The sequence below is a fragment of the Actinoallomurus soli genome (assembly GCF_024055715.1).
Classification (GTDB): Bacteria; Actinomycetota; Actinomycetes; order Streptosporangiales; family Streptosporangiaceae; genus Actinoallomurus; species Actinoallomurus soli.
In genome coordinates, this window is the sequence record NZ_JAMXMV010000009.1 from 131017 (window position 1) to 151807 (window position 20791).

16 protein-coding genes are annotated in these 20791 nt (G+C 71.0%); 13 read left to right on the forward strand and 3 right to left on the reverse strand.

The features are described from left to right. Nucleotides 1-208: 208 nt before the first annotated feature. Together NDW01_RS23095 and NDW01_RS23100 are read left to right on the forward strand one after the other, a co-directional pair. A complete protein-coding gene (locus NDW01_RS23095; protein WP_252823352.1) occupies nt 209-1885 on the forward strand; it encodes a PucR family transcriptional regulator in 1677 nt (558 codons plus the stop codon). 137 nt (nt 1886-2022) lie between these two features. Beyond that, the gene (locus tag NDW01_RS23100; protein ID WP_252823353.1) at nt 2023-2355 is read left to right on the forward strand and encodes a DUF2795 domain-containing protein; all 333 of its coding nucleotides are present in this window, start codon (nt 2023-2025) and stop codon (nt 2353-2355) included. A 152-nt stretch (nt 2356-2507) separates the two neighbouring features. Here the strand turns inward: NDW01_RS23100 and NDW01_RS23105 are convergent, their stop codons facing one another. The 3 genes from NDW01_RS23105 to NDW01_RS23115 all read right to left on the reverse strand — a co-directional run bounded on the left by NDW01_RS23105 (nt 2508) and on the right by NDW01_RS23115 (nt 5712). Next, nucleotides 2508-3017 carry a lytic polysaccharide monooxygenase auxiliary activity family 9 protein gene (locus NDW01_RS23105; RefSeq protein ID WP_252823354.1) on the reverse strand — a complete coding sequence of 170 codons (510 nt, stop codon included), beginning with the start codon at nt 3015-3017 and terminating at the stop codon, nt 2508-2510. Nucleotides 3018-3516: 499 nt separating this feature from the next. After that, nucleotides 3517-5241 carry a serine/threonine-protein kinase gene (locus NDW01_RS23110; RefSeq protein WP_252823355.1) on the reverse strand — a complete coding sequence of 575 codons (1725 nt, stop codon included), beginning with the start codon at nt 5239-5241 and terminating at the stop codon, nt 3517-3519. A 111-nt stretch (nt 5242-5352) separates the two neighbouring features. Next, entirely contained in the window at nt 5353-5712 is a 360-nt protein-coding gene (locus tag NDW01_RS23115; protein ID WP_252823356.1) for a TraR/DksA family transcriptional regulator, read from the reverse strand. A gap of 68 nt (nt 5713-5780) precedes the next feature. Here NDW01_RS23115 and NDW01_RS23120 point away from each other — a divergent pair, with 68 nt between their 5' ends. The 11 genes from NDW01_RS23120 (at nt 5781) to NDW01_RS23170 (ending at nt 20589) form a co-directional block, all read left to right on the forward strand. Further along, nucleotides 5781-6812: a LacI family DNA-binding transcriptional regulator gene (locus tag NDW01_RS23120; RefSeq protein WP_454923421.1), complete on the forward strand. Its 1032-nt coding sequence runs from the start codon at nt 5781-5783 to the stop codon at nt 6810-6812. Between the two features lie 247 nt (nt 6813-7059). Continuing rightward, complete coding sequence (locus NDW01_RS23125) at nt 7060-8409, forward strand: ABC transporter substrate-binding protein (RefSeq protein WP_252823358.1); 1350 nt, start codon at nt 7060-7062, stop codon at nt 8407-8409. A 37-nt stretch (nt 8410-8446) separates the two neighbouring features. Then, on the forward strand, nt 8447-9391 hold the full coding sequence (locus tag NDW01_RS23130; RefSeq protein WP_252823359.1) for a carbohydrate ABC transporter permease: 945 nt from the start codon (nt 8447-8449) through the stop codon (nt 9389-9391). Between the two features lie 16 nt (nt 9392-9407). After that, entirely contained in the window at nt 9408-10400 is a 993-nt protein-coding gene (locus tag NDW01_RS23135; protein ID WP_252823360.1) for a carbohydrate ABC transporter permease, read from the forward strand. A 127-nt stretch (nt 10401-10527) separates the two neighbouring features. Beyond that, nucleotides 10528-12111 carry a glycoside hydrolase family 13 protein gene (locus tag NDW01_RS23140; protein WP_252823361.1) on the forward strand — a complete coding sequence of 528 codons (1584 nt, stop codon included), beginning with the start codon at nt 10528-10530 and terminating at the stop codon, nt 12109-12111. Nucleotides 12112-12197: 86 nt separating this feature from the next. Beyond that, entirely contained in the window at nt 12198-14039 is a 1842-nt protein-coding gene (locus NDW01_RS23145; protein ID WP_252823362.1) for a glycoside hydrolase family 15 protein, read from the forward strand. Between the two features lie 127 nt (nt 14040-14166). After that, nucleotides 14167-15933, forward strand: a complete 1767-nt coding sequence (gene uidA / locus NDW01_RS23150) for a beta-glucuronidase (protein WP_252823363.1) — start codon at nt 14167-14169, stop codon at nt 15931-15933. A gap of 104 nt (nt 15934-16037) precedes the next feature. Beyond that, a complete protein-coding gene (locus NDW01_RS23155) occupies nt 16038-17351 on the forward strand; it encodes an ABC transporter substrate-binding protein (RefSeq protein ID WP_252823364.1) in 1314 nt (437 codons plus the stop codon). A 16-nt stretch (nt 17352-17367) separates the two neighbouring features. After that, the gene (locus NDW01_RS23160; protein WP_252823365.1) at nt 17368-18363 is read left to right on the forward strand and encodes a carbohydrate ABC transporter permease; all 996 of its coding nucleotides are present in this window, start codon (nt 17368-17370) and stop codon (nt 18361-18363) included. Continuing rightward, nucleotides 18356-19213: a carbohydrate ABC transporter permease gene (locus tag NDW01_RS23165; RefSeq protein ID WP_252781464.1), complete on the forward strand. Its 858-nt coding sequence runs from the start codon at nt 18356-18358 to the stop codon at nt 19211-19213. The genes NDW01_RS23160 and NDW01_RS23165 overlap by 8 nt, the downstream gene beginning before the upstream one ends. A gap of 44 nt (nt 19214-19257) precedes the next feature. Continuing rightward, nucleotides 19258-20589, forward strand: a complete 1332-nt coding sequence (locus NDW01_RS23170) for a GH1 family beta-glucosidase (RefSeq protein WP_256512836.1) — start codon at nt 19258-19260, stop codon at nt 20587-20589. Nucleotides 20590-20791 lie beyond the last annotated feature (202 nt).

The window sequence follows — 20791 nt, forward strand, 5'->3', positions numbered from 1 at the left end:
CAAGCGGAAAGATCATGCGTGCTCAGAATCGGGGAGAGCGTGGAGCTGTGACCGGTGCCCTCCCCGAGAGGGTCCACGGCCGGCGCCGTACGGATTCCGGCCGCCGGCACGGCACCTCGGTGGGCCTGTGAGGGTGGGCATCCCCGGGGACCCGGAATAGTCTCTTGCTCATCGCTACCCGGAGGGGTGAAGGAGACAGGCCGGCGGCTTGAGCGAACAGACACCCACACCTGCCGCGCGGGGGCCGCGGTCCACGGCCGCCCGGCTCACGGTCCGCGACGTCCTGAGCCTGGACCTGGTGGCGACCTGGGGGCCGGAGGTCGTGGCCGGCGCCGCGCACCTGGACCGCCCGGTGCGCTGGCTGCACGTCGCCGAGGCCACGGACGTCGCCGTCATGCTCGCCGGCGGGGAGATGGTGCTGACCACGGGCCTGCTCCTGGCCGGGAACGACCGGGCTCAGGCGGAGTACATCGAGTCGATGCGGCGCGTGGGCGTCGCGGCGGTCGTGCTCGGCCTCGGCCGCGCGTTCCGCACCACGCCCGAACCCATGCGCCGGGCGGCGCAGCGGTGCGGGATGCCGCTGATCGTGCTGCACCGGCCGGCGCCGTTCGTCCGGATGACCGAGGAGGTCCACTCACGGCTCCTCTCCGGCAGGTTCGCCGCTCTCGACCTGTCCGACAACATCCGGTCCTCGCTCACCGCCCTCAACCTGTCCGGGGCCACGCTGCAGCAGTTGCTCGACGAGATCGCGTGCTACAGCGGCTGTCCGGTCGTGCTGGTCAACCTGGCCCAGCGGGTTCTCGCCTCGGCCGGCGACCGGGCCCCGCTGAGCGAACTGCTGCGCGACTGGGACCGCGTCTCCCGGCAGGTCGCCGAGCTCGCGGGAAGCGGGCCGGTGACCGTCGAACCCGACGGGTGGATCGTCGTGGACCTGGAGGCGCGCGGCCGCCGATGGGGGCGGCTGGTCCTCTTCGGGTACGCCGGGTCGGAGGAGTTCGGGCTGCTGCTCGGCGCCCGGGCGGCCGAGGCGCTGGCGATGCACCGCCTGCTGGGCGACCGCGACCGCGGCTGGGAGGAGCAGGCCGCGGAGTCCCTGCTGCTCGACCTGGCCTCCGGAGCCGCCCGGCCCGAGCAGCTCTTCACCCGGGTACGCGCCGCCGGGCTGCCCGTCGACCGCCGGACCTTCGTGCCCTTAGTGGTCCGTGTCCTCGACGACGGCCGTGCCGACGGCGAACGCGGCGACACGCCGGAGCTCGTCGACCGGGCGGTGGCGGAGACGCCGGAGGTGGCGGGGCTGGTCGCCCGGATCGAGCCGGAGGGCACGGCCGCGCTGCTGAGCATCCCCTGCGGCGAGGACGCAGGCGCCGTGCTCCGCCGGGTCGCGCTCCGGGTCCGGGAGGCGCTGGCCCTGCGCGGACGTCGGGCCGTGCTCGGCGCCGGCTTCGCCTGCTCGGTGCTGGACGAGGTCCGCCGGTCGTTCGTCGAGGCGGTCCACGTCGCGGACGCGGCGGTGGCCGCGCCCCCTGACGGGCCGGTCGCCCGGCTGGGAGACGTGCGGCTGCGCGGGCTCGTACGGCTCCTGCGGGACGACCCGGAGCTGCAGGCGTTCATCGAACGCGAGCTCGGCCCGCTGCTGGAGAATCCCTCGCTCCTCGGCGTGCTCCGCACGTACATGGAGACGGGCCGCAACAAGTCCCTGGCCGCGCAGGCGCTCCACGTCAGCCGCCCGACCCTGTACCGCCGGCTGCAGCGCATCGAGGCGCTGCTCGGCATCGACCTGGAGGACTGGGAGCGCCTCACCTCCCTGTACGTCGCGCTCCTCGCCCATGAAGGCCAGACCGGCCCCCGGCCGGTCACACCGCGTTCCGCGCCGGACCGGCCGTAGTTCACCGCGAACCGACCGGGCGGTCATTCGCCCCCGAGCGCGTCGTCCTCGCACGTCGGCGCGGTTTAGGTCGCCCGGGAGGGGGCAGCCCGGACGAGGACGGTACGGGCGGCGTGGCGGTTCATGAGGAGCCCGTCATGAGAGCCACGAACACCGACGAGATCAAGGAAGTCCTCTCCGACATGGACTTCCCCGCGAGCAAGGAAGAGATCGTCGACCACGCCCGCGACAAGGCCGCGGGCACCGAGGCGGAGCGGGCTCTGCGGGCGCTTCCCCTCGGCGAGTACGGCTCCGTCGCGGAGGTGCAGCGGTCGGTACCCCTGGAGCCGGATCCCGATCGAACGGCCTCTGAGCGGAACTACCAGCGCCGGCACCACCGGAAGCCGGGTCTGGCGGAGCACGAGCGCGAGGTGGAACGGCCGCCCGTGGAGGACGAACTGCGCTCCGACCCCGACGAGCGACCTCGCTGACGGCCCGCGCACGAACGGCGGAGCGGTGCTTCGTCACCTCCGGGGAGGTGCCCGGGCAGACACCTGTGGGCGGACGGTCACCACGCCGGCCCGGAAGCGAGAGCCGCCCGATGGCGACGTGTCCCGCTCCCGGGCCGGATCCGCGTCGGGGGTCAGCCGACCTGGAGGTCGACGCAGGAGTAGAAGGCGTTCGCGGTGTCGGCGATGTTCCAGACCGCCAGCAGCTTCACGCGGCCGGACACGTTGCCGAGATCGATGGTGTGCGAGACGGTGCCCGGCGGCTGGGCGTTGTTGCCGCTGACGTCGCCGACCAGCGTGTTGCCGATGTAGTACTGCCAGTCGGTGGTGCGGTGGCGGGCGGTGAACACCCAGGTGAAGGTGACCGTGCGCCCGACCTGCGTCGCGCGCCAGCCCTTGCCGTCGTCGTCGAGTTCGGCGAACCGAGCGTTGCCGCCGCTGCAGCTGTGCAGGCCCTTCGGGCCTTCGACGCTCTGCGGCTCGTACTTGATGTCGCCGCACTGGACGATGCCCTGGGCGCACTGGGCCTGCCGGCTCGGCGGGGAGTCGATGTAGCCGTGGGCGCCGGCGGCGCCGGCGAGCGCCACGATGATCGCCGGGGTGAGAGCGACGCCCGCGGCGGCGGTGACAAGCCTTCTGGTCATGTGAGCTCCTCATGGTCGACGGCCACCCGAGCGGCGGCCGTTGCGGGGACGTACCTGGGCTCGAGGCGTGGCGGAGGCGGGGCACGAGCCGCCATGACGGTCTCCGATGCGCGCCGACTAAAAGGAAACTTTCCTGTTTGCCAGAGTTTGACTCCGCCGTGACCGGCTGTCAATACCCGGGAAACGCGAGGCCGGTCGCGCCGGGAGACCGCCGCGGGCCGACGCATCACCCGGGGGTGTACGGCGAATGTCACCGGCGGATGGATGAATCCCGCGCGCGGGCCACGTAGCTTTTAGGTCGTACGACGAACACGAGACGACCACAACGGCCCTCGTCCCCGTTGGATTGGGGGGTTCACCGGGGACACCTCAACAGGGCCGATATCCAGACGCTCGGAGTCATTCCGGGCCGATGATGGTGAACGTCCGCGAGCGCGCTCTTTTGGGGGAAAGGGCAGGCTCGCGGACGTTCGCGTCTCCGGACGGGAGCGGACGGGCGTCAGGACGCCGGCTGGAAGCTCGCGGCGAACACGTCGAAGTACCGCCGGCTGCGGGACCACTGCGCGGCCGGCGTCGACCAGTACAGCGCGTACGCCCGATGCCCGTTCACGAGGATGTTGCGGTTCAGCACGTGGGTCTTCTCACCGCCGGAGGTGTGCAGGAACTCCAGGTCGGCGGCCTTCTCGAAGTATCCGTGCACGGATTCCAGCCGGATCCGGGTGTACCCGGCGTCGCTACCGCGCCGGTAGGCGTCCTGCTGCCGCCAGTCGGCCAGCGGATCGCTCTTCGGATGGGTCGTCTGGTCGATGAGAAGGTACCGGGACGAGCCGGGGTCGCGTACGTAGACGTAACCGCCGTCATGGCTGACCTTCCAGCCGCGCGGCACACCGATCGAGAAGCCGGAGTCGTCCTCGTAGCGGCGGAAGTCGGCCGGCAGCGCGGTGCCGCCGGGAGACGGGGAGGCGGCCGTCGTCTGCCGTGACCTCGACGGGCTCGCCGAAGCGCTGGACCGGGCCGACGGCGTCGTGAGCGGCGACGCGCTCCGGCCGGTCCCCTTGCCGTTCGTGCCCGTGAGGCCCGCCGCGTGATGGTGTGACCGGTTCAGGAGGACGGTGAGGGCCCCCGCCGCCCCGAGCAGGAGGACGATCGACACGACGGCGGCGGCTCGTCCCCACCGGTGCGCCGGACGTGCCGGCAGGGGTCCGGTCCCTCCGGGCGGCTCCGTGTCCTCTCGGGGCGGCTCCGCGCCGGGCGTCCCGCCGCGGGGCCGTACGGGTGCGGCGTCGCGGGGCCGTTCGTCCTCGGCGGGACGGCCGACCGGCATCTTGTACGGCACCGGCGGCGGGTCCGCCGCGCGGGCACGGGTCTCCGGGTCCGCCGGGGCCGCGGCGCCGGTCTCCTCCCGTGCCGTGACCTCGGTGAGCGCCCGGGCGAGGGCGACGGCGTCGAGGCGGTCGGCCGGATCCTTGCGGAGCAGGCCCTCGATCACGGGCCACAACGCTCCGGCACGTCGCGGGGGATTCGGTGGATCGGTGAGGATCGCGGTGAGGGTGGCCATCACGTTGTCGCGGTGGAAGGGCGTCTCCCCCTCCACGGCCGTGTAGAGCGTGGCGCCGAGCGACCACAGGTCGGAGGCGGGGGTGAGGGGCCTGCCCCGCGCCTGCTCCGGCGACAGGTAGGCGGGAGAGCCGATCAGGACGCCGGACCGGGTCAGCGTCGGCTCCCCCTCCGCGACCGCGATCCCGAAGTCGCCGAGGACCACCCGGCCGTCCGGGGCGATGAGGATGTTTCCGGGCTTGACGTCCCGGTGCAGGACGCCCGCGGCGTGGGCCGCCGACAGCGCCGCCAGCACCTCCAGCCCGATCCGGGCCGCGTCCGCGGGGGCGAAGGGACCGTCCTCGTCGAGGATCCCGCTCAGCGAACGGGCGGACGGGATCAGCTCCATGACGATCCAGGGCCGTTCCTCGGCCTCGACGACGTCGAAGATCCGGACGACCCCCGGATGGCTGAGCCGGGCCGCGGTGCGCGCCTCCCGCATCATGCGGCCGCGCATGGTCTCCTTGTCCCGGGCGCTCAGGTTGGGCGGGAAGACCAGTTCCTTGACGGCGACGTCCCGTCCGAGCAGCTCGTCGCGGGCCCGCCAGACCGCGCCCATGCCGCCGCTCCCGAGGGAATCGGCGACCCGATATCTCTCGCCGAGAAGAGTGCCGTTCGCGGAGGACATGACGCCGGAGATACCCGCGCGTTTTTCACGTAATCCCCTGGCAAAGACGGCGTCGCGGGCGGTACCGCGATCCTCCCGCACACGCCAGCCACTCAGCAGGCTCAGGGGAGCTCAGCGGGCGGCGCAGCTGATGCAGGTGCGCGCCGCCGGGCGCGCGAGGAGGCGCTCCGGAGCGATCGGGCGACCACAGCGTTCGCACATCCCGTAGGTGCCCTCATTGAGGCGTTCGACCGCCCGGTCGAGATCGGCGAGATGGCGGCGCGCCTGGTCGAGCAGGGACTCGACCTGGGAGCGCTCGAAGGCGATGGTCGCGCCCTCCGGATCGTGCTCGTCGTCGACGCCGATCTGGCTGGCGGACTCGACGATGCCCTCCCAGTCGCGGGTCAGCGCCGCGATCTCCTCCAGGACGCTCGCCCGCTCGGCGCGCAGCGTCTGCGCCGGCGAGGACGCGGAGAACGACTCGGTCACCATCCTTACAACCGCACGACCCCCCGCCGGGATTCCCGGCCCCACCGCTTGCTGCAACGCCTGCAAGTGTTTTGCGTGATCTGCGCTATTCTTGCGGCATGTCACGACGACTTGCTGATGTGGCTCGGAAGGCCGGGGTAAGCGAGGCCACCGTCAGCCGGGTGCTCAACGGCAAACCCGGTGTCTCGGCAGCCACCCGCGACAACGTGCTGACCGCGCTCGACGTGCTCGGCTACGAGCGGCCGACCCAGTTGCGGGGCGACCGGGCGCGGCTCGTGGGCCTGGTGCTGCCGGAGTTGCAGAACCCGATCTTCCCGGCGCTGGCCGAGGTGGTCAGCGGCGCCCTGGTGCAGCTGGGTTTCACGCCGGTCCTGTGCACCCGTACGGCGGGCGGGCTGTCCGAGCCGGAGTACGTCAACCTCCTGCTCGACCAGCAGGCGTCCGGCGTGATCTTCGCGGGCGGGATGTTCGCCGAGGCGGACGCCTCCCATGACCACTATCACCTGCTCCGCAAACGCGGCATGCCCGTCGTTCTCGTCAACGCGGCGGTCGCCGACCTCGGATTCCCCGCAGTGGCGACCGACGACGCCGTCGCGATCGAGCAGGCGTACGGGCACCTGCGCTCGCTCGGCCATGAGCGGATCGGCCTCGTCGTCGGCCCGGCGGACCACATGCCGTCTCGCCGCAAGGTGGCGACCTTCGAGCGGCTCGCCGGCGAGGCCGGCCTCCCCTCCGACGGCGAGTTCGTCGAGCGCACGCTGTTCTCGCTGGAGGGCGGCCAGGCGGCGACGTCACGCCTGCTGCGCCGGGAGGTCACGGCCGTGATCTGCGGCAGCGACCCGCTGGCGCTCGGCGCGGTCAAGGCGGTCCGCCGGCAGGGCAAACGCGTGCCCGAGGACGTCTCGGTGGTCGGCTTCGACGACTCGGCGTTCATGAGCTGCGCGGATCCACCGCTGACCACGGTCCGCCAGCCCATCGACGCGATGGGGCGGGCGGTGGTCACCCTCCTCGGCGCCCAGATCGACGGCTCGCAGGCGGCCGACGACGAGTTGCTGTTCGAGCCGGAGCTCGTCGTCCGGGGCTCCACCGGCCCGGTCCGCTGACGGGCACGGCGGTCTCCTCCCCTTTCCAGGCGTCCTCCCGCCTTCGCGGGAGGACGCCTGGCGCGTTCACCGGAGCGACGAGGCGCTGAGCCGCCTTCACAGGAGAAGTCGCCTGTCAACTTTTTTCGATCTTTAGTACGTCTATTGCAGTGGCATGTTGGTCTCTATATCGTTCTCGCACCGGATCCTGCAGTCCCGGTCCCCGGCCCACGGCCTCGCCCGAGGCCAGTCCAGGAGGGAGTCGACGATGAGACCCCGAAGGCTTGCGATCCTGCTGGCGGCAGGGCTCGCCCTGACCGGTACGGCGTGCGGGGGCGGTGACGATTCCAAGAACGACGCCTCGAGCGGGAAGGTGACCATCACGGTCGGCTGCATGCCCGCGAAGAGCCAGCCGATCCAGCGCCGGGAGTGGACGGAGGACGTCGCCGCGTTCGAGAAGCTGCACCCGGACATCACCGTGGTCGGCAAGGACGCCTTCCCCTGCGCCGACCCGAAGACGTTCACGGCCAAGCTCGCGGGCGGCCAGATGGAGGACGTCTTCTACGCCTACTTCACCGACATCCAGAGCGTCATCACGTCCGGTCAGGCCGCCGACATCAGCAAGTACGTCGGCGGCGTCAAGCAGTTCCCCGACATCCAGCCGTCCGTGAAGAAGGTCTTCACCGGTCCCGACGGCAAGATCTACGGCCTGCCCCGGCAGAACTACTCGATGGGCCTGCTCTACAACCGCAACCTGTTCGAACAGGCGGGCCTCGACCCCGACAAGCCCCCCGCGACCTGGGCGGAGCTGCGCGCGGACGCGAAGAAGATCGCGGGTCTGGGCAAGGGCATCGTCGGCTACGCCGACTACAGCGCGGGCAACCAGGGCGGCTGGCACTTCACCACCGAGCTGTACGCCCAGGGCGGCGACGTCGTCACGCCCGACGGGAAGAAGGCCGCGTTCAACAGCCCGCAGGGCCGCGCCGTGCTGCAGAACCTGCAGCAGATGCGCTGGACGGACGACAGCATGGGCTCCAAGCAGCTGCTGCAGCTCGCCGACGTGCAGCAGATGATGGCCGCCGGCCGGCTCGGCATGTACCTGTCGGCCCCGGACAACATCACCGCGCTGGTCGACCAGTTCCAGAGCAAGTACAAGGACTACGGCCTGGCGCCGATCCCCGAGGCGAAGGGCACCCTCCTCGGCGGCGACGGCTACCTGTTCAACGTGAAGGACTCCCCCGCCAAGATCAAGGCGGGCCTGCTGTGGCTGGAGTACTACGCCCTCACGCCGGGCCAGGGACAGCTGAACTACCAGCGGGCCGCGAAGTACGGACGCGCCGTCGGCCTCCCGCAGCCGAACTTCTACACCGGCCAGACCGCGGCCACCGACCACTCGCTGCGCACCGCCGCCGCCAACGTCCCGGTCGCCAACTACAAGCCGTACGAGGACGCGGTCGACCGCATCCCCGGCCGGCTCGAGCCGGCGAACGCGCAGCAGATCTACGCCGTCCTCGACTCGGTCATGTCGGGCGTGCTGACGGACCGCACCATCAACATCGACCAGCTCCTCGCGACGGCACAGAAGAAGGTCGACGGCATCCTCGCCCGATCCAACTGAGCAGGCCACGGCCGGGTGACGACGTGAGGAGAGACCGGTGACCACGACGATCCTGAGGAAGGCCGCACCGCGGCGTTCGACGTCCCGCCCGGCCGGGCCACGCCGGTCCGTGTCCCGGCACGCCGTCCGGCGCGGCCTGTCCGCGTACGGGTTCCTGTGCGGAGCGCTGATCTGCTTCGCACTGTTCTCCTGGTACCCGATCGTGCGGGAGGCGCTGCTCGGCTTCCAGAAGACGAACTTCGTCGGACGGTCCGAGTGGGTCGGCCTGGACAACTTCCGCCGGGTGGCCGGCGACCCGGCGTTCGGCAGTGCCTGGCTGAACACCCTGGAGTTCACCGGGCTGGCCCTGCTCTGCGGCTACGTCCTGCCGTTCGTCACGGCGGTCGTGCTGAACGAGCTGCGCCACGCGCGCGCCTACCTCAGGTTCGTCGTGTACCTGCCCGTCATGCTCCCGCCGGCGGTCGCGGTGCTGCTGTTCAAGTGGTTCTACGACCCCGGTCCCGGACTGTTCAACCAACTGCTGCACGTGGCCCACCTGCCGGGGCTGAACTGGCTGGACTCCACGAGCACCGCGCTGCTGTCCCTCGTCATCGTCTCCACGTGGATGAACATGGGCAGCGGCACGCTCATCTACCTCGCCGCCCTGCAGAGCGTGCAGAGCGAGCTGTACGAGGCGGCGGAGCTGGACGGGGCCGGGCTGCTGCGGCGGGTCTGGCACGTCACGATCCCGCAGACGCGGCTGATCCTGCTGGTCATGCTCCTGCTCCAGGTGATCGCCACCATGCAGGTCTTCGTCGAGCCGTACCTGCTCACCGGCGGCGGGCCGCAGGACGCCACGGTCAGCGTCGTCTACCTGATGTACCTGTACGCGTTCCGCTTCAACAGCTACGGCGGGGGCAGCGCCCTCGGGCTGATGCTGATGGTCGTCCTCATGGTGTTCTCGGCGGTGTATCTGCGGGTCACCCGGGACGGCGGGCGATGAGACGAGGAGGCCGGAGTTGACCGAGCCCACCATCGGGGCGGCCACCACGGCCGCCGGGCGGCGCCACCGGCGGGGGCGCGCCGCGTCCGAGCGGCCGCGCCGGCGCAGCCGGAGGGGCGCCCCCGGCGAGACGCCCGCCCCGCGGACCCTGATCTCGGCCCGCGCGCTCAACACCCCGCGCGGCCGGGTGATCTACTGGATCGTTCTCATCGCCGTGATCGTGCTGTTCACCGCCGTCTTCGTCTTTCCGCTGTACTGGATGGTGACCGGCGCGATGAAGTCCTCCGGCGAGCTGGCGCGAACCCCGCCGACGCTGTTCCCGCGGCACCCCCACCCCGGCGTCTACCGCGACGCGTGGCGGCGGCTGTACCTGGGCAGGTTCCTGCTCAACACGCTCGAGTACGCCGTGGGCGCCTGGCTGTTGCAGCTGGCGGTCTGCGTCCCGGCGGCGTACGCCCTGTCCAAGCTGCGGCCCGTGCTCGGCCGCGCGGTCCTCGGCATGATGCTGGCCACCCTGATGATCCCGTCGACCGTCCTGCTGGTCCCGCTGTACCTGACCGTGCGGGACGTGCCGCTCCTGCACGCCAACCTGCTGAACACGCCGTTCGCGATCTGGTTCCCGGCCGCGGCCAACGCGTTCGGCATCTTCCTGCTCAAGCGGTTCTTCGACTCCATCCCCGGGGAGCTGCTGGAGGCCGCGGCCATCGACGGCGCGTCGTCCTGGCGGATCCTCTGGTCCATCGTCCTGCCGATCTCGCGGCCGATCATCGCGGTCGTGTCGATCTTCGCCGTGGTGGGCGTCTGGAAGGACTTCGTGTGGCCGCTGCTGGTGCTGCCCGACAGCAACCGGATGACGGTGAGCGTGGCGATCTCCTCCCTGTCGGAGCAGACGCCGCAGAACATCCTCATCGCCGCGCTCGTGATCGCGAGCATCCCGGCCGTGGCGGTCTTCCTGCTGTTCCAGCGCCACATCATGGCCGGCCTGACCGCCGGCGGGCTGAAGGGGTGAGACGCGCGGACCACGTCCCACGGCCGGGCCGTCCACCGGACGGCCCGCGGCGCGATCCGTGCCGTTCCGGACCACGCCAGCCCGTACCCGCGCCGACCAACGACATCGAGGGAGATTGATGACCGGCATGGCCGAAAACGTTCCTTCCGGCACCGCCCCGGACTCCGCCGGGTGGTGGCGGGGAGCCGCGATCTACCAGGTCTACCTGCGCAGTTTCGCGGACGGCAACGGGGACGGCATCGGGGACCTGGCGGGGCTGCGAGGGCACCTCGGCCACCTCGCCGACCTGGGCGTCGACGCCCTGTGGCTGAACCCGTGGTATCCCTCGCCGATGGTCGACGGCGGCTACGACGTCGCGGACTACCGGGACATCGACCCGGTCTTCGGCACGCTCGCCGAGGCGGAGAAGCTCATCGAGGAGGCGCACGGGCTCGGGCTCAGGGTCATCATCGACATCGTCCCGAACCACTGCTCCGACCGCCACGCGTGGTTCCAGGAGGCGCTGCGGGCCGAGCCGGGCTCCGCGGCGCGGGAGCGGTTCTGGTTCCGGCCGGGACGCGGCGACGCGCCGCCGAATGACTGGGAGTCCATCTTCGGCGGCCCGGCGTGGACCCGGGTGCCGGACGGTGAGTGGTACCTCCACCTGTTCGCCCCGGAACAGCCCGACTTCAACTGGACCAATCCGGAGGTCCGCGAGGAGTTCCTCGACGTCCTGCGGTTCTGGTTCGACCGGGGAGTGGACGGCATCCGCATCGACTCCGCCGCCGTGCTGGTCAAGGACCCGGACGCGGAGCCGGACGGGCGCGACCCGTACACCGACCGGGACGGCGTGCACGACATCTACCGCGCCTGGCGGCGGACCTCCGACGGATACGGCGACCGCGCGCTGATCGGGGAGCTGTGGCTGCCCGACCAGGACCGCTTCGCCGCCTACCTGGCCCCCGATGAACTGCACACGGCCTTCAACTTCGACTTCCTGGGCTGCCCGTGGGACGCCGCGGCGCTGCGCCGGGTGATCGACACGACCCTGGAGACCCACACGCCGCTCGGCGCGCCGCCGACCTGGGTGCTGTCCAACCACGACGTCACCCGGCCGGTCACGCGGTTCGGCCGGGAGGACACGTCGTTCGACCTGAACGAGCGGCGGCACGGGGCGCCGACGGACCTGCGGCTCGGCCTGCGCCGCTCCCGGGCGGCGGCCCTGCTGGCGATGGCGCTCCCCGGCAGCGTCTACGTCTACCAGGGCGAGGAGCTCGGACTCTGGGAGGTCGAGGACCTGCCCGAGGAGGTGCTGGAGGACCCGATCTGGTTCCGCTCCGGCCGTACCGACCGCGGCCGGGACGGCTGCCGGGTGCCCATCCCGTGGTCCGGTGACGCGCCCGGCCTCGGCTTCGGCGGTGAGCCGTGGCTGCCCCAGCCGGCGGCCTGGCGCGACCTGGCGGTCGAGGCCCAGTCGGGCGACCCGTCCTCGACGCTCGGCCTCTACCGGCGAGGACTGCGGCTGCGGCGGGAACTGCTCGGCTACGGCGGCATGACCTGGCGGCCGATGGGCGAGAACGTCCTGGCGTTCGACCGGGAGAACGGGATCACCTGCGTCGTCAACCTCGGCGCCGGCCCCGTACGCCTGCCGGAGGGCCGGGAGCCACTGCTGGCCAGCGATCCCCTCGAGCGGGGCGAGCTCCCCTCGGACACCGCCGTCTGGCTGCGCTGAACCGGGTGCTCGGGCTCCTCCCCCGCCGACGCCGCTCCGTCTAGGCTGGTAGACGCGCATCGGCGACCGGGGGAGGAGCCGCTGCCATGGACACGACACCGAGCACGTCCGCGAGGCGAGGGCAGACCGGAGCCGGCCGCTACCTTCCGATCTCCGATCACGGGCTGATCGGCGACCTGCGAACGGTGGCCCTGGTCGGCACCGACGGCACCATCGACTGGTACTGCTGCCCGAGGTTCGACGCGCCCAGCGTCTTCGCCGCCATCCTCGACGCCGACCGGGGCGGAGCGTTCGAGCTGGCCGCGATCGCGCCGGCCAGGACCAAGCAGTTCTACTTTCCCGACACGAACGTGCTGATCACCCGGTTCTTCACCGAGGACGGGCTCGGCGAGGTCCAGGACTTCATGCCGGTCTGCGAGACCGGCGAGGCCGACCGGCACCGGCTGATCCGGCGGGTGATGTGCGTACGCGGATCGCTCCCGTTCCGCGCCCGGGTCGCTCCCCGGTTCGGCTACGGCGCGGACCCCCACACCGCGCGGATGCTCGACGACTCGGTGCTCTTCGAGTCCGAGGCGCTCACGCTCGCGCTGACCGCCACAGTGCCGCTCGAGTGCGACGGCGTGGACGTCCACGCCGAGTTCAAGCTCACCGAGGGCCAGGCCGCGGTCTTCGCCCTGGACCAGATCGGCGACACGATCGCGCCGCGTGGCTGTCCGTACACCGAGGCGGAACGGGAATTCACCGCCACGGTCGCCTTCTGGCGGACCTGGCTGTCGTCATCCCGCTATCGCGGCCGATGGCGGGAGATGGTGCACCGCTCGGCGCTGACCCTCAAGCTGCTGACCTACGCCCCCACCGGCGCGATCGTCGCCGCGCCCACCACGAGCCTGCCGGAGCGCCTCGGAGGCGGACGGAACTGGGACTACCGTTACGTCTGGGTCCGTGACGCGGCGTTCGCCGTGTACGCGCTGCTGCGCCTGGGCTTCACCGGAGAGGCCGAGGCGTTGATGGCCTTCCTGCGGCGGCGGACGAACCTGTGCGGTGACGGGCCGTCCGGGCCCTTGCAGATCATGTACGGCATCGACGGGCGTACCGACCTGCCCGAGCGCGAGCTGCCCCATCTGGAAGGTCATCGCGGTTCGGCGCCGGTCCGGGTCGGCAACGCCGCCGCCGACCAGCTGCAGCTCGACATCTACGGTGCTCTGATCGACTCCGTATACCTCTACGACAAGTGGGGGCAGCCGATCTCCAGCGACCACTGGGATGGGGTGTGCGCCGTGGTCGACTGGGTCTGCCGCAACTGGGACCAGCCCGATGAGGGCATCTGGGAGACCCGTTCCGGGCGCCGGAGATTCCTGTACTCGCGGCTGATGTGCTGGGTGGCGATCGAACGGGCCATGCGCACGGCGCGGCGCCGCGGCCTGCCCGGTGAGCTCCCGCAGTGGATGAGATCCAGGGATGAGATCTACCGGCGGATCATGGGGAGCTGCTGGTGTCCTGCCCGGAAGGCGTTCGTCCAGCACGAGGACGGTGACGCGCTCGACGCGGCCGTGCTGATGATGCCGCTGGCCAAGTTCGTCTCCCCCACCGACCCGAAGTGGCTGTCGACGCTGGACGCGCTCACCGCGGATCTGGTGTCCGACTCGCTGGTCTACCGTTACGACCCGCGGATCAGCCCGGACGGCGTCGGGGACGAGGAGGGCACCTTCTCCATCTGCTCCTTCTGGTACGTCGAGGCCCTCGCCCGCGCCGGGCGCGTGGAGGAGGCCCGGCTGGCCTTCGAGAAGATGCTCACCTACGCCAACCACGTCGGCCTGTACGCCGAGGAGATCAGCCACACCGGAGAACAGCAGGGCAATTTCCCGCAGGCGTTCACCCACCTGGCACTGATCAGCGCCGCGTTCAACCTCGACCGCGCACTCGGCTGACCGGCGCCCGCCGCCGGTCTCATCACCCGGCGGCCGCCGGTCGCCGTTCAGCACGCTCACCCACTCTTGACATGCTTACGTCAGTCCTTAAATCATGCCAAAAAATTAGGTCTTTCCCGGAGGTGCCGTGCTACGTCCTCAGGAGACGCCCAGCCGCGAACGTGTCGGTCTCAACGGGCTGTGGGCCTTCGCGCTCGACCCCGGCGACCGGGGGCGCGCCGAGCGGTGGTGGTCCGGCCCGCTGCCCGGCGCGTCGGAGATGCCGGTGCCGGCGAGCTTCAACGACGTGCCGGCCACCCGGGACGCCCACGACCACGTCGGCGACGTGTGGTACCAGCGAGAGGTACGGATCCCGGCCGGGTGGGCGGGCCGGCGGGTCGTGCTGCGGTTCGACGCCGCCGCCCATCGCGCCGTGGTCTGGTGGAACGACGCCGAGGTCGGACGGCACGACGGCGGTTACACGCCGTTCGAGTGCGACCTGACCGGGCACGCCCGCCCGGGCGGGACCGGCCGGGTGACGGTGGTGGTCGACAACCGGCTGACCCCCTCCTCGATCCCGCCCGGGATCGTCGACGTCCTGCCGGACGGGCGCCGCCGCCAGCGGTACTTCCACGACTTCTTCAACTACGCCGGGCTGCACCGCGCCGTCTGGCTCTGCAGCACGCCCCGCTCCTACGTCCGCGACATCACCGTGACCACGGAGGTGACGGGCGCCGACGCCCGGGTCCACTACCGCGTGGACGTCGTGGACGGGCGGGTCGCCGAGGTCGTGCTGCGCGACGCCGACGGCGCCGAGCGAGCGCGGGCGACGACCGCCGCCGGCACGCTCGAGGTGCCGGACGCGACGCTGTGGCGGCCCGGCCACGGGCACCTGCACCGCCTCGAGGTCCGTACGGACGGCGAGGACGCCGACGAGTACGCGCTGCCGGTCGGCATCCGCGAGGTGAAGGTGGACGGCGACCGCTTCCTGATCAACGGCGAGCCGTTCCACTTCCGGGGGTTCGGCAGGCACGAGGACAACCCCGTGCGCGGCAAGGGCCACGACGACGTGCACATGGTGCACGACTTCGCGCTGCTCGACTGGATCGGCGCGAACTCCTTCCGCACCTCGCACTACCCGTACGCCGAGGAGGTGCTGGAGTACGCCGACCGGCACGGCATCGTGGTCATCGACGAGACCCCGGCCGTCGGGCTCAACTTCGAGATCGCGCACACGCTCGTCCCCGGCGATCCCCCGCACATCTGGGCGGCGATCGACGACACCACCCGGGCTGCCCACCTGCGCGCCATCCAGGAACTCGTGGCCCGCGACAAGAACCACCCGAGCGTGGTCATGTGGAGCATCGCCAACGAACCGGACTCGGCCCGGCCCGAGGCGCGCACGTACTTCGAGCCGCTCGTCCGGGCCGCGCGCGAGGCCGACCCGAGCCGGCCCGTCTGCTTCGCCCAGGTCCAGCTGCCCCCGGACAAGGACGTCATGAGCGACCTGTTCGACGTCATCTGCCTCAACCGCTACAACGGCTGGTACGTCGACACCGGCGACCTGGTGACGGCGGAGCGCGAGCTGGAGGCGGAGCTGCGCGAGTGGGTCCGCCTCCACGGCAAGCCGATCATCGTGACCGAGTACGGCGCGGACGCGATCGCCGGCGTGCGCTCGGTCGCGGCGGGCACCTGGACCGAGGACTACCAGGTCGCGCTGCTGGAGACCTTCCACCGGGTCTTCGACCGTGTCGACTCCGTCGTGGGCGAGCACGTCTGGAACTTCGCCGACTTCGCCACCGGGTACGGCGTGAACCGCGCCGATGGCAACAAGAAGGGCGTCTTCACGCGGGACCGCCGGCCTAAGGCGGCCGCCTTCGCCCTGCGCCGCCGCTGGCGGACGGAGGCGGACTGACGGTATGCGCATTCGTGACAATCGCGCGATCATCACGCCCTTGACACGCTTATCTCAGATCTTAAATCATGCCTTAAAATTAGCCTCACGGAGGAAGTGGCATTATGAGCGTGCGGGCCCGTACCGCCTTCGGCGCCGTCCTAGGCGCGACCGTCCTCGCCGTGCTCCCCGGCTGCGGGGGCGGGACCTCCACCGCGCCGAACGGTGGCAACAGCCACCCCAAGACGCTCACCTACTGGGCGAGCAACCAGGGCGCCAGCCTGGAAGACGACAAGGCCAAGCTCACCCCCGAGCTGCAGGCGTTCGAGAAGCAGACCGGCATCAAGGTCAAGCTCGAGGTCGTCCCGTGGTCCGACCTGCTCAACCGCATCCTCGCCGCGACCACCTCCGGGCAGGGCCCCGACGTGATGAACATCGGCAACACCTGGTCGGCGTCGCTGCAGGCGACCGGCGCCCTCCTGCCCTTCACCGACGCCAACTTCGCCAAGATCGGCGGCAAGGACCGGTTCCAGGCTTCGGCGCTCGGCTCGACGGGCGCGGCCGGCAAGCCGCCGACGGCGGTGCCGCTCTACTCCCTGTCGTACGCGCTGTACTACAACAAGAAGCTCTTCGGCCAGGCCGGGATCAGCAAGCCGCCGGCCACCTGGAACGAACTCGTCCAGGACGGCAAGAAGCTGACCACCGGCGGCCACACCGGCCTGGCCATCGAGGGCGCCAGCATCCCGGAGAACACCCACCACGCCTTCGTCTTCGCCAAGCAGCACGGCGGTGACTTCTTCGACGCGCAGGGCAACCCGACCTTCACCGCACCGGGCGTCGCCGAGGGCGTCAAGCAGTACGTCGACTTCGTGGCCGGCGACAAGATCGCCTCGCCGAGCGACGCGGAGTACGCCCAGAACGAGTCCGTCCGCGACTTCGCCTCCGGCAAGGCCGCGATGATCCTCTGGCAGGCCGGCGGCAAGAACTTCCAGAGCCACGGGATGAAGCCCGACGACTACGGCGTCGCGCCGGTTCCCGTCCAGTCCGGCGCGCCCGGACAGGGGCAGAACGTGAACTCCATGGTCGCGGGGATCAACATGGCCGTCTTCAAGAACACCGGCAACCTCGACGGCGCCCTGAAGTTCGTGCAGTTCATGACCAGCGACGCCGAGCAGAAGAAGCTCAACTCCGAGTACGGCTCGATCCCGGCGGTCAAGACCGCCGCGCAGGACCCGGCGTTCGCCACCCCGGAGCAGAACATCCTGCGCACCACCATCGCCACCAGCGCGACGCCGATGCCGCAGGTGCCCAAGGAATCGCAGTTCGAGCAGGTCATCGGTAGTGCGCTGAAGGACCTGCTGGCCGACGCGGCGGCCGGGCGGCCGGTGACGCTGGAGTCGGTGCGCAGCCGGCTCGCCAAGGCCCAGCAGCAGATGTAGCGCGGGTCCACCACTGATGACGACGACCGCGCATCGCGAGGCGCCCCCCGGAGCCCGGGAGACCGGCCCGGGGGCGCCGCGCCGGCGCCCGTTCCGCATCCCCGACCGGGTGCGGCGCGGGGGCCTGCCGTACCTCCTCCTGCTGCCCGCGATCCTCCTCGAGCTCATCGTCCACGTCATCCCGATGGTCCTGGGCGTGGCGATGAGCTTCAAGGAGCTCACCCAGTTCTTCATCCGCGAATGGTGGAAGGCCCCCTGGACCGGGTGGGACAACTACCGCGTCGTGGTGAAGGTGAACGGGCCGATCGGGCACGCCCTGCTGAGCTCCTTCCTCGTCACCTGCGCCTTCACCGTGCTGGCCGTCGGCCTGTCCTGGCTGCTCGGCACGGCCGCGGCCATCCTCATGCAGGACGGCTTCCGCGGCCGGGGGTTCCTGCGGGCGCTGTTCCTCACCCCGTACGCCCTGCCGCTGTACGCCTCGGTGATCGTCTGGGCGTTCATGTTCCAGCACGACAACGGCATCGTGAACCACGTCCTGCACGACCAGCTGCACCTCACCGGCAAGCCGACCTTCTGGCTGCTCGGCGACAACAGCTTCTACTCCCTCGTCATCGTCTCGGTCTGGCGCAACTGGCCGTTCGCCTTCCTCGTCGTCGTCGCCGGCCTGCAGAACATCCCGCGCGAGCTGTACGAGGCCTCGGCGATCGACGGCGCCGGGATCTGGCAGCAGATCCGCCGGATCACGCTGCCGTCCCTGCGCCCGGTCAACCAGGTCCTCGTCCTGGTCCTGTTCCTGTGGACGTTCAACGACTTCTCCACGCCGTACGTGCTGTTCGGCCAGGCGCCACCGGCGGGCGGCGACCTGGTCTCCCTGCACATCTACCAGTCCTCGTTCATCACCTGGAACTTCGGCGAGGGGTCGGCGATGTCGGTGCTGATGCTGCTGTTCCTCGGCCTGGTCACGGCCGTCTACCTGCTGGTCACGTCACGAAGGAGGGGCGCACGTGCCTGACCGCTCACCGATGGCGCCGCCGCGCTCGTTCGTGTGGACCCGGCGCGTCGTCCTGACCCTGCTCACGGTGTTCTCGGCGCTGCCCGTGTACGTCATGCTGAGCAGCTCGCTCAAGCCGCTGCAGGACGTCGCGGGGACGTTCCACTGGTTTCCGGAACGGCTCACCCTCCGCCCGTACATCGACATGTGGCGGACCGTTCCGCTCGCCCACTACTTCGCCAACTCGATCATCGTCTCCGTCGGCGCGACGGTCTGCTCGGTCGTCGTGGCGATCTTCGCGGCGTACGCGGTCAGCCGCTACCGGTTCAAGGGCCGCCGGGTGTTCACCGTCACGGTGCTGTCCACCCAGATGTTCCCCGGCATCCTGTTCCTCCTGCCGCTGTTCCTCATCTACGTCGGTGTCGGCAACGCCACCGGCCTGGCGCTGAGCGGCTCGCGCGGCGGTCTGATCCTGACCTTCCTCACCTTCTCGCTGCCCTTCTCGATCTGGATGCTGGTCGGCTACTTCGACTCCATCCCGGAAGGGCTCGACGAGGCGGCGATGGTGGACGGCTGCGGGCCGCTCGGCGCGCTGTTCCGCGTCGTCATCCCCGCCTCGCTGCCGGGCATCGTCGCGGTGGCGATCTACGCCTTCATGACCGCCTGGAGCGAGGTCCTGTTCGCCTCCGTGATGACCAACGACGCGACCCGCACGCTGGCCGTGGGGCTGCGCGCGTACGCGACCGAGACCGACGTGTACTGGAACCAGGTGATGGCCGCCTCGCTGTTCGTCAGCGTCCCCGTGGTCGCCGGGTTCCTCCTCCTGCAGCGTTACCTGGTCGCCGGGCTCACCGCCGGGGCCGTCAAGTGAACGCCGCCACCACCACAGAAAGGCACTCCGTGGATCACCTCAGCCTGCTCCCCGTGGACTTCGCATGGGGCGTGGCGACCTCCTCCTACCAGATCGAGGGCGCGGTCGACGAGGACGGCCGGTCCCCGTCGATCTGGGACACCTTCAGCCACACCCCGGGGAAGGTGGACGGCGGCGACCACGGCGATGTGGCGTGCGACCACTACCACCGCTGGCCCGAGGACATCGAGATCATGAAGCGGCTCGGCGTGACCGCCTACCGGTTCTCGATCGCCTGGCCCCGCGTCTTCCCCGGCGGGACCGGCCCGGTGAACGCTCCGGGCCTGGCCTTCTACGACCGTCTCGTGGACGCCCTGCTCGACGCGGGCATCACGCCGTTCCCCACGCTCTACCACTGGGACCTGCCCCAGGTGCTGCAGGACGCCGGCGGCTGGACCAACCGCGACACCGCGCGGCACTTCGCCGACTACGCCGCCTGCGTCGCCGGGGCACTCGGCGACCGCGTCAAGGGCTGGGCCACGCTGAACGAGCCCATGTGCGCCGCCTGGATCGGCCACCTCGAAGGCCGGCACGCGCCGGGCCTCACCGACGTCAAGGCGGCGGTGCCCGCGTCGTACCACATGCTGCTCGGCCACGGGCTGGCGTCGCAGGCCCTGCGGGCCACCGTGCCCGGCGTCGAGGTCGGCGTCGTCCACCTGCTCAACCCGGTGGAGCCCGCGAGCGACTCGGCCGCCGACGCCTCCGCGGCGAAGCGCTTCGACGGCCACACGAACCGCTGGTGGCTCGACCCGGTGTTCGGGCGCGGCTTCCCCGCGGACATGATCGAGGTGTACGGCGTCGACCTGCCCGAACAGCCCGGCGACCTGGAGACCATCGGCGCGCCGCTGGACTGGCTGGGCGTCAACTACTACCGGCCGGCCGTCGTCGCGGACGACCCCGACGGCGCCCCGCCGTACGTCCGGGAGACGACGCCGGCCGGCCGCCCGCTCACCGGGCTGGACTGGGTCATCGAGCCCGACGGCCTGGCGGACATCCTGGCCCGGGTCGCCGAGAAATACCGGCCGCCGCGGATGTACGTCACCGAGAACGGCTCGGCGTTCGCGGACACCGTCGAGGGCGGGCGGGTGCACGACCCGGACCGGGCCGCCTACCTGGAAGGGCATCTCGCGGCGTGCGCGGATGCGGTCCGGCGCGGCGCCCCGCTGGCCGGGTACTTCGCCTGGTCGCTGATGGACAACTTCGAATGGGCGGCCGGCTACGCCCCCCGCTTCGGCCTGGTCCACGTCGACTTCGACACGCAGGAGCGGACCGTCAAGGACAGCGGCCTCCGCTACGCCGAACTGATCCGCACCCATCGGGAGCGCACCGGCGCCTGACGTCGCTTCCGCCGGGTCTTCACGGCCCGCGTCCAGACCGCGGCCCTCGCCGGTGTCCGTCTCCCGGCGAGGGCCGCGCCATCGCGAGCCGGGTAGGACCCGGAATCGAGCCGGGCAGGGACGCGGGCTCGCGAACCGGGTACGGACGCGGGACGGCGCCGAAATTCGCGCCACGAGGCACCCGGTCCGGGTTACGTTCGGG

Bases quoted from the DNA above. Each gene is read 5' to 3' on its own strand.
- NDW01_RS23110 (WP_252823355.1), bottom strand. From the start codon at position 5,241: ATGTCCTCCGCGAACGGCACTCTTCTCGGCGAGAGATATCGGGTCGCC.
- NDW01_RS23160 (WP_252823365.1), top strand. From the start codon at position 17,368: ATGACGACGACCGCGCATCGCGAGGCGCCCCCCGGAGCCCGGGAGACC.
- NDW01_RS23100 (WP_252823353.1), top strand. From the start codon at position 2,023: ATGAGAGCCACGAACACCGACGAGATCAAGGAAGTCCTCTCCGACATG.
- NDW01_RS23125 (WP_252823358.1), top strand. From the start codon at position 7,060: ATGAGACCCCGAAGGCTTGCGATCCTGCTGGCGGCAGGGCTCGCCCTG.
- NDW01_RS23145 (WP_252823362.1), top strand. From the start codon at position 12,198: ATGGACACGACACCGAGCACGTCCGCGAGGCGAGGGCAGACCGGAGCC.
- NDW01_RS23155 (WP_252823364.1), top strand. From the start codon at position 16,038: ATGAGCGTGCGGGCCCGTACCGCCTTCGGCGCCGTCCTAGGCGCGACC.
- NDW01_RS23140 (WP_252823361.1), top strand. From the start codon at position 10,528: ATGGCCGAAAACGTTCCTTCCGGCACCGCCCCGGACTCCGCCGGGTGG.
- NDW01_RS23115 (WP_252823356.1), bottom strand. From the start codon at position 5,712: ATGGTGACCGAGTCGTTCTCCGCGTCCTCGCCGGCGCAGACGCTGCGC.
- NDW01_RS23105 (WP_252823354.1), bottom strand. From the start codon at position 3,017: ATGACCAGAAGGCTTGTCACCGCCGCCGCGGGCGTCGCTCTCACCCCG.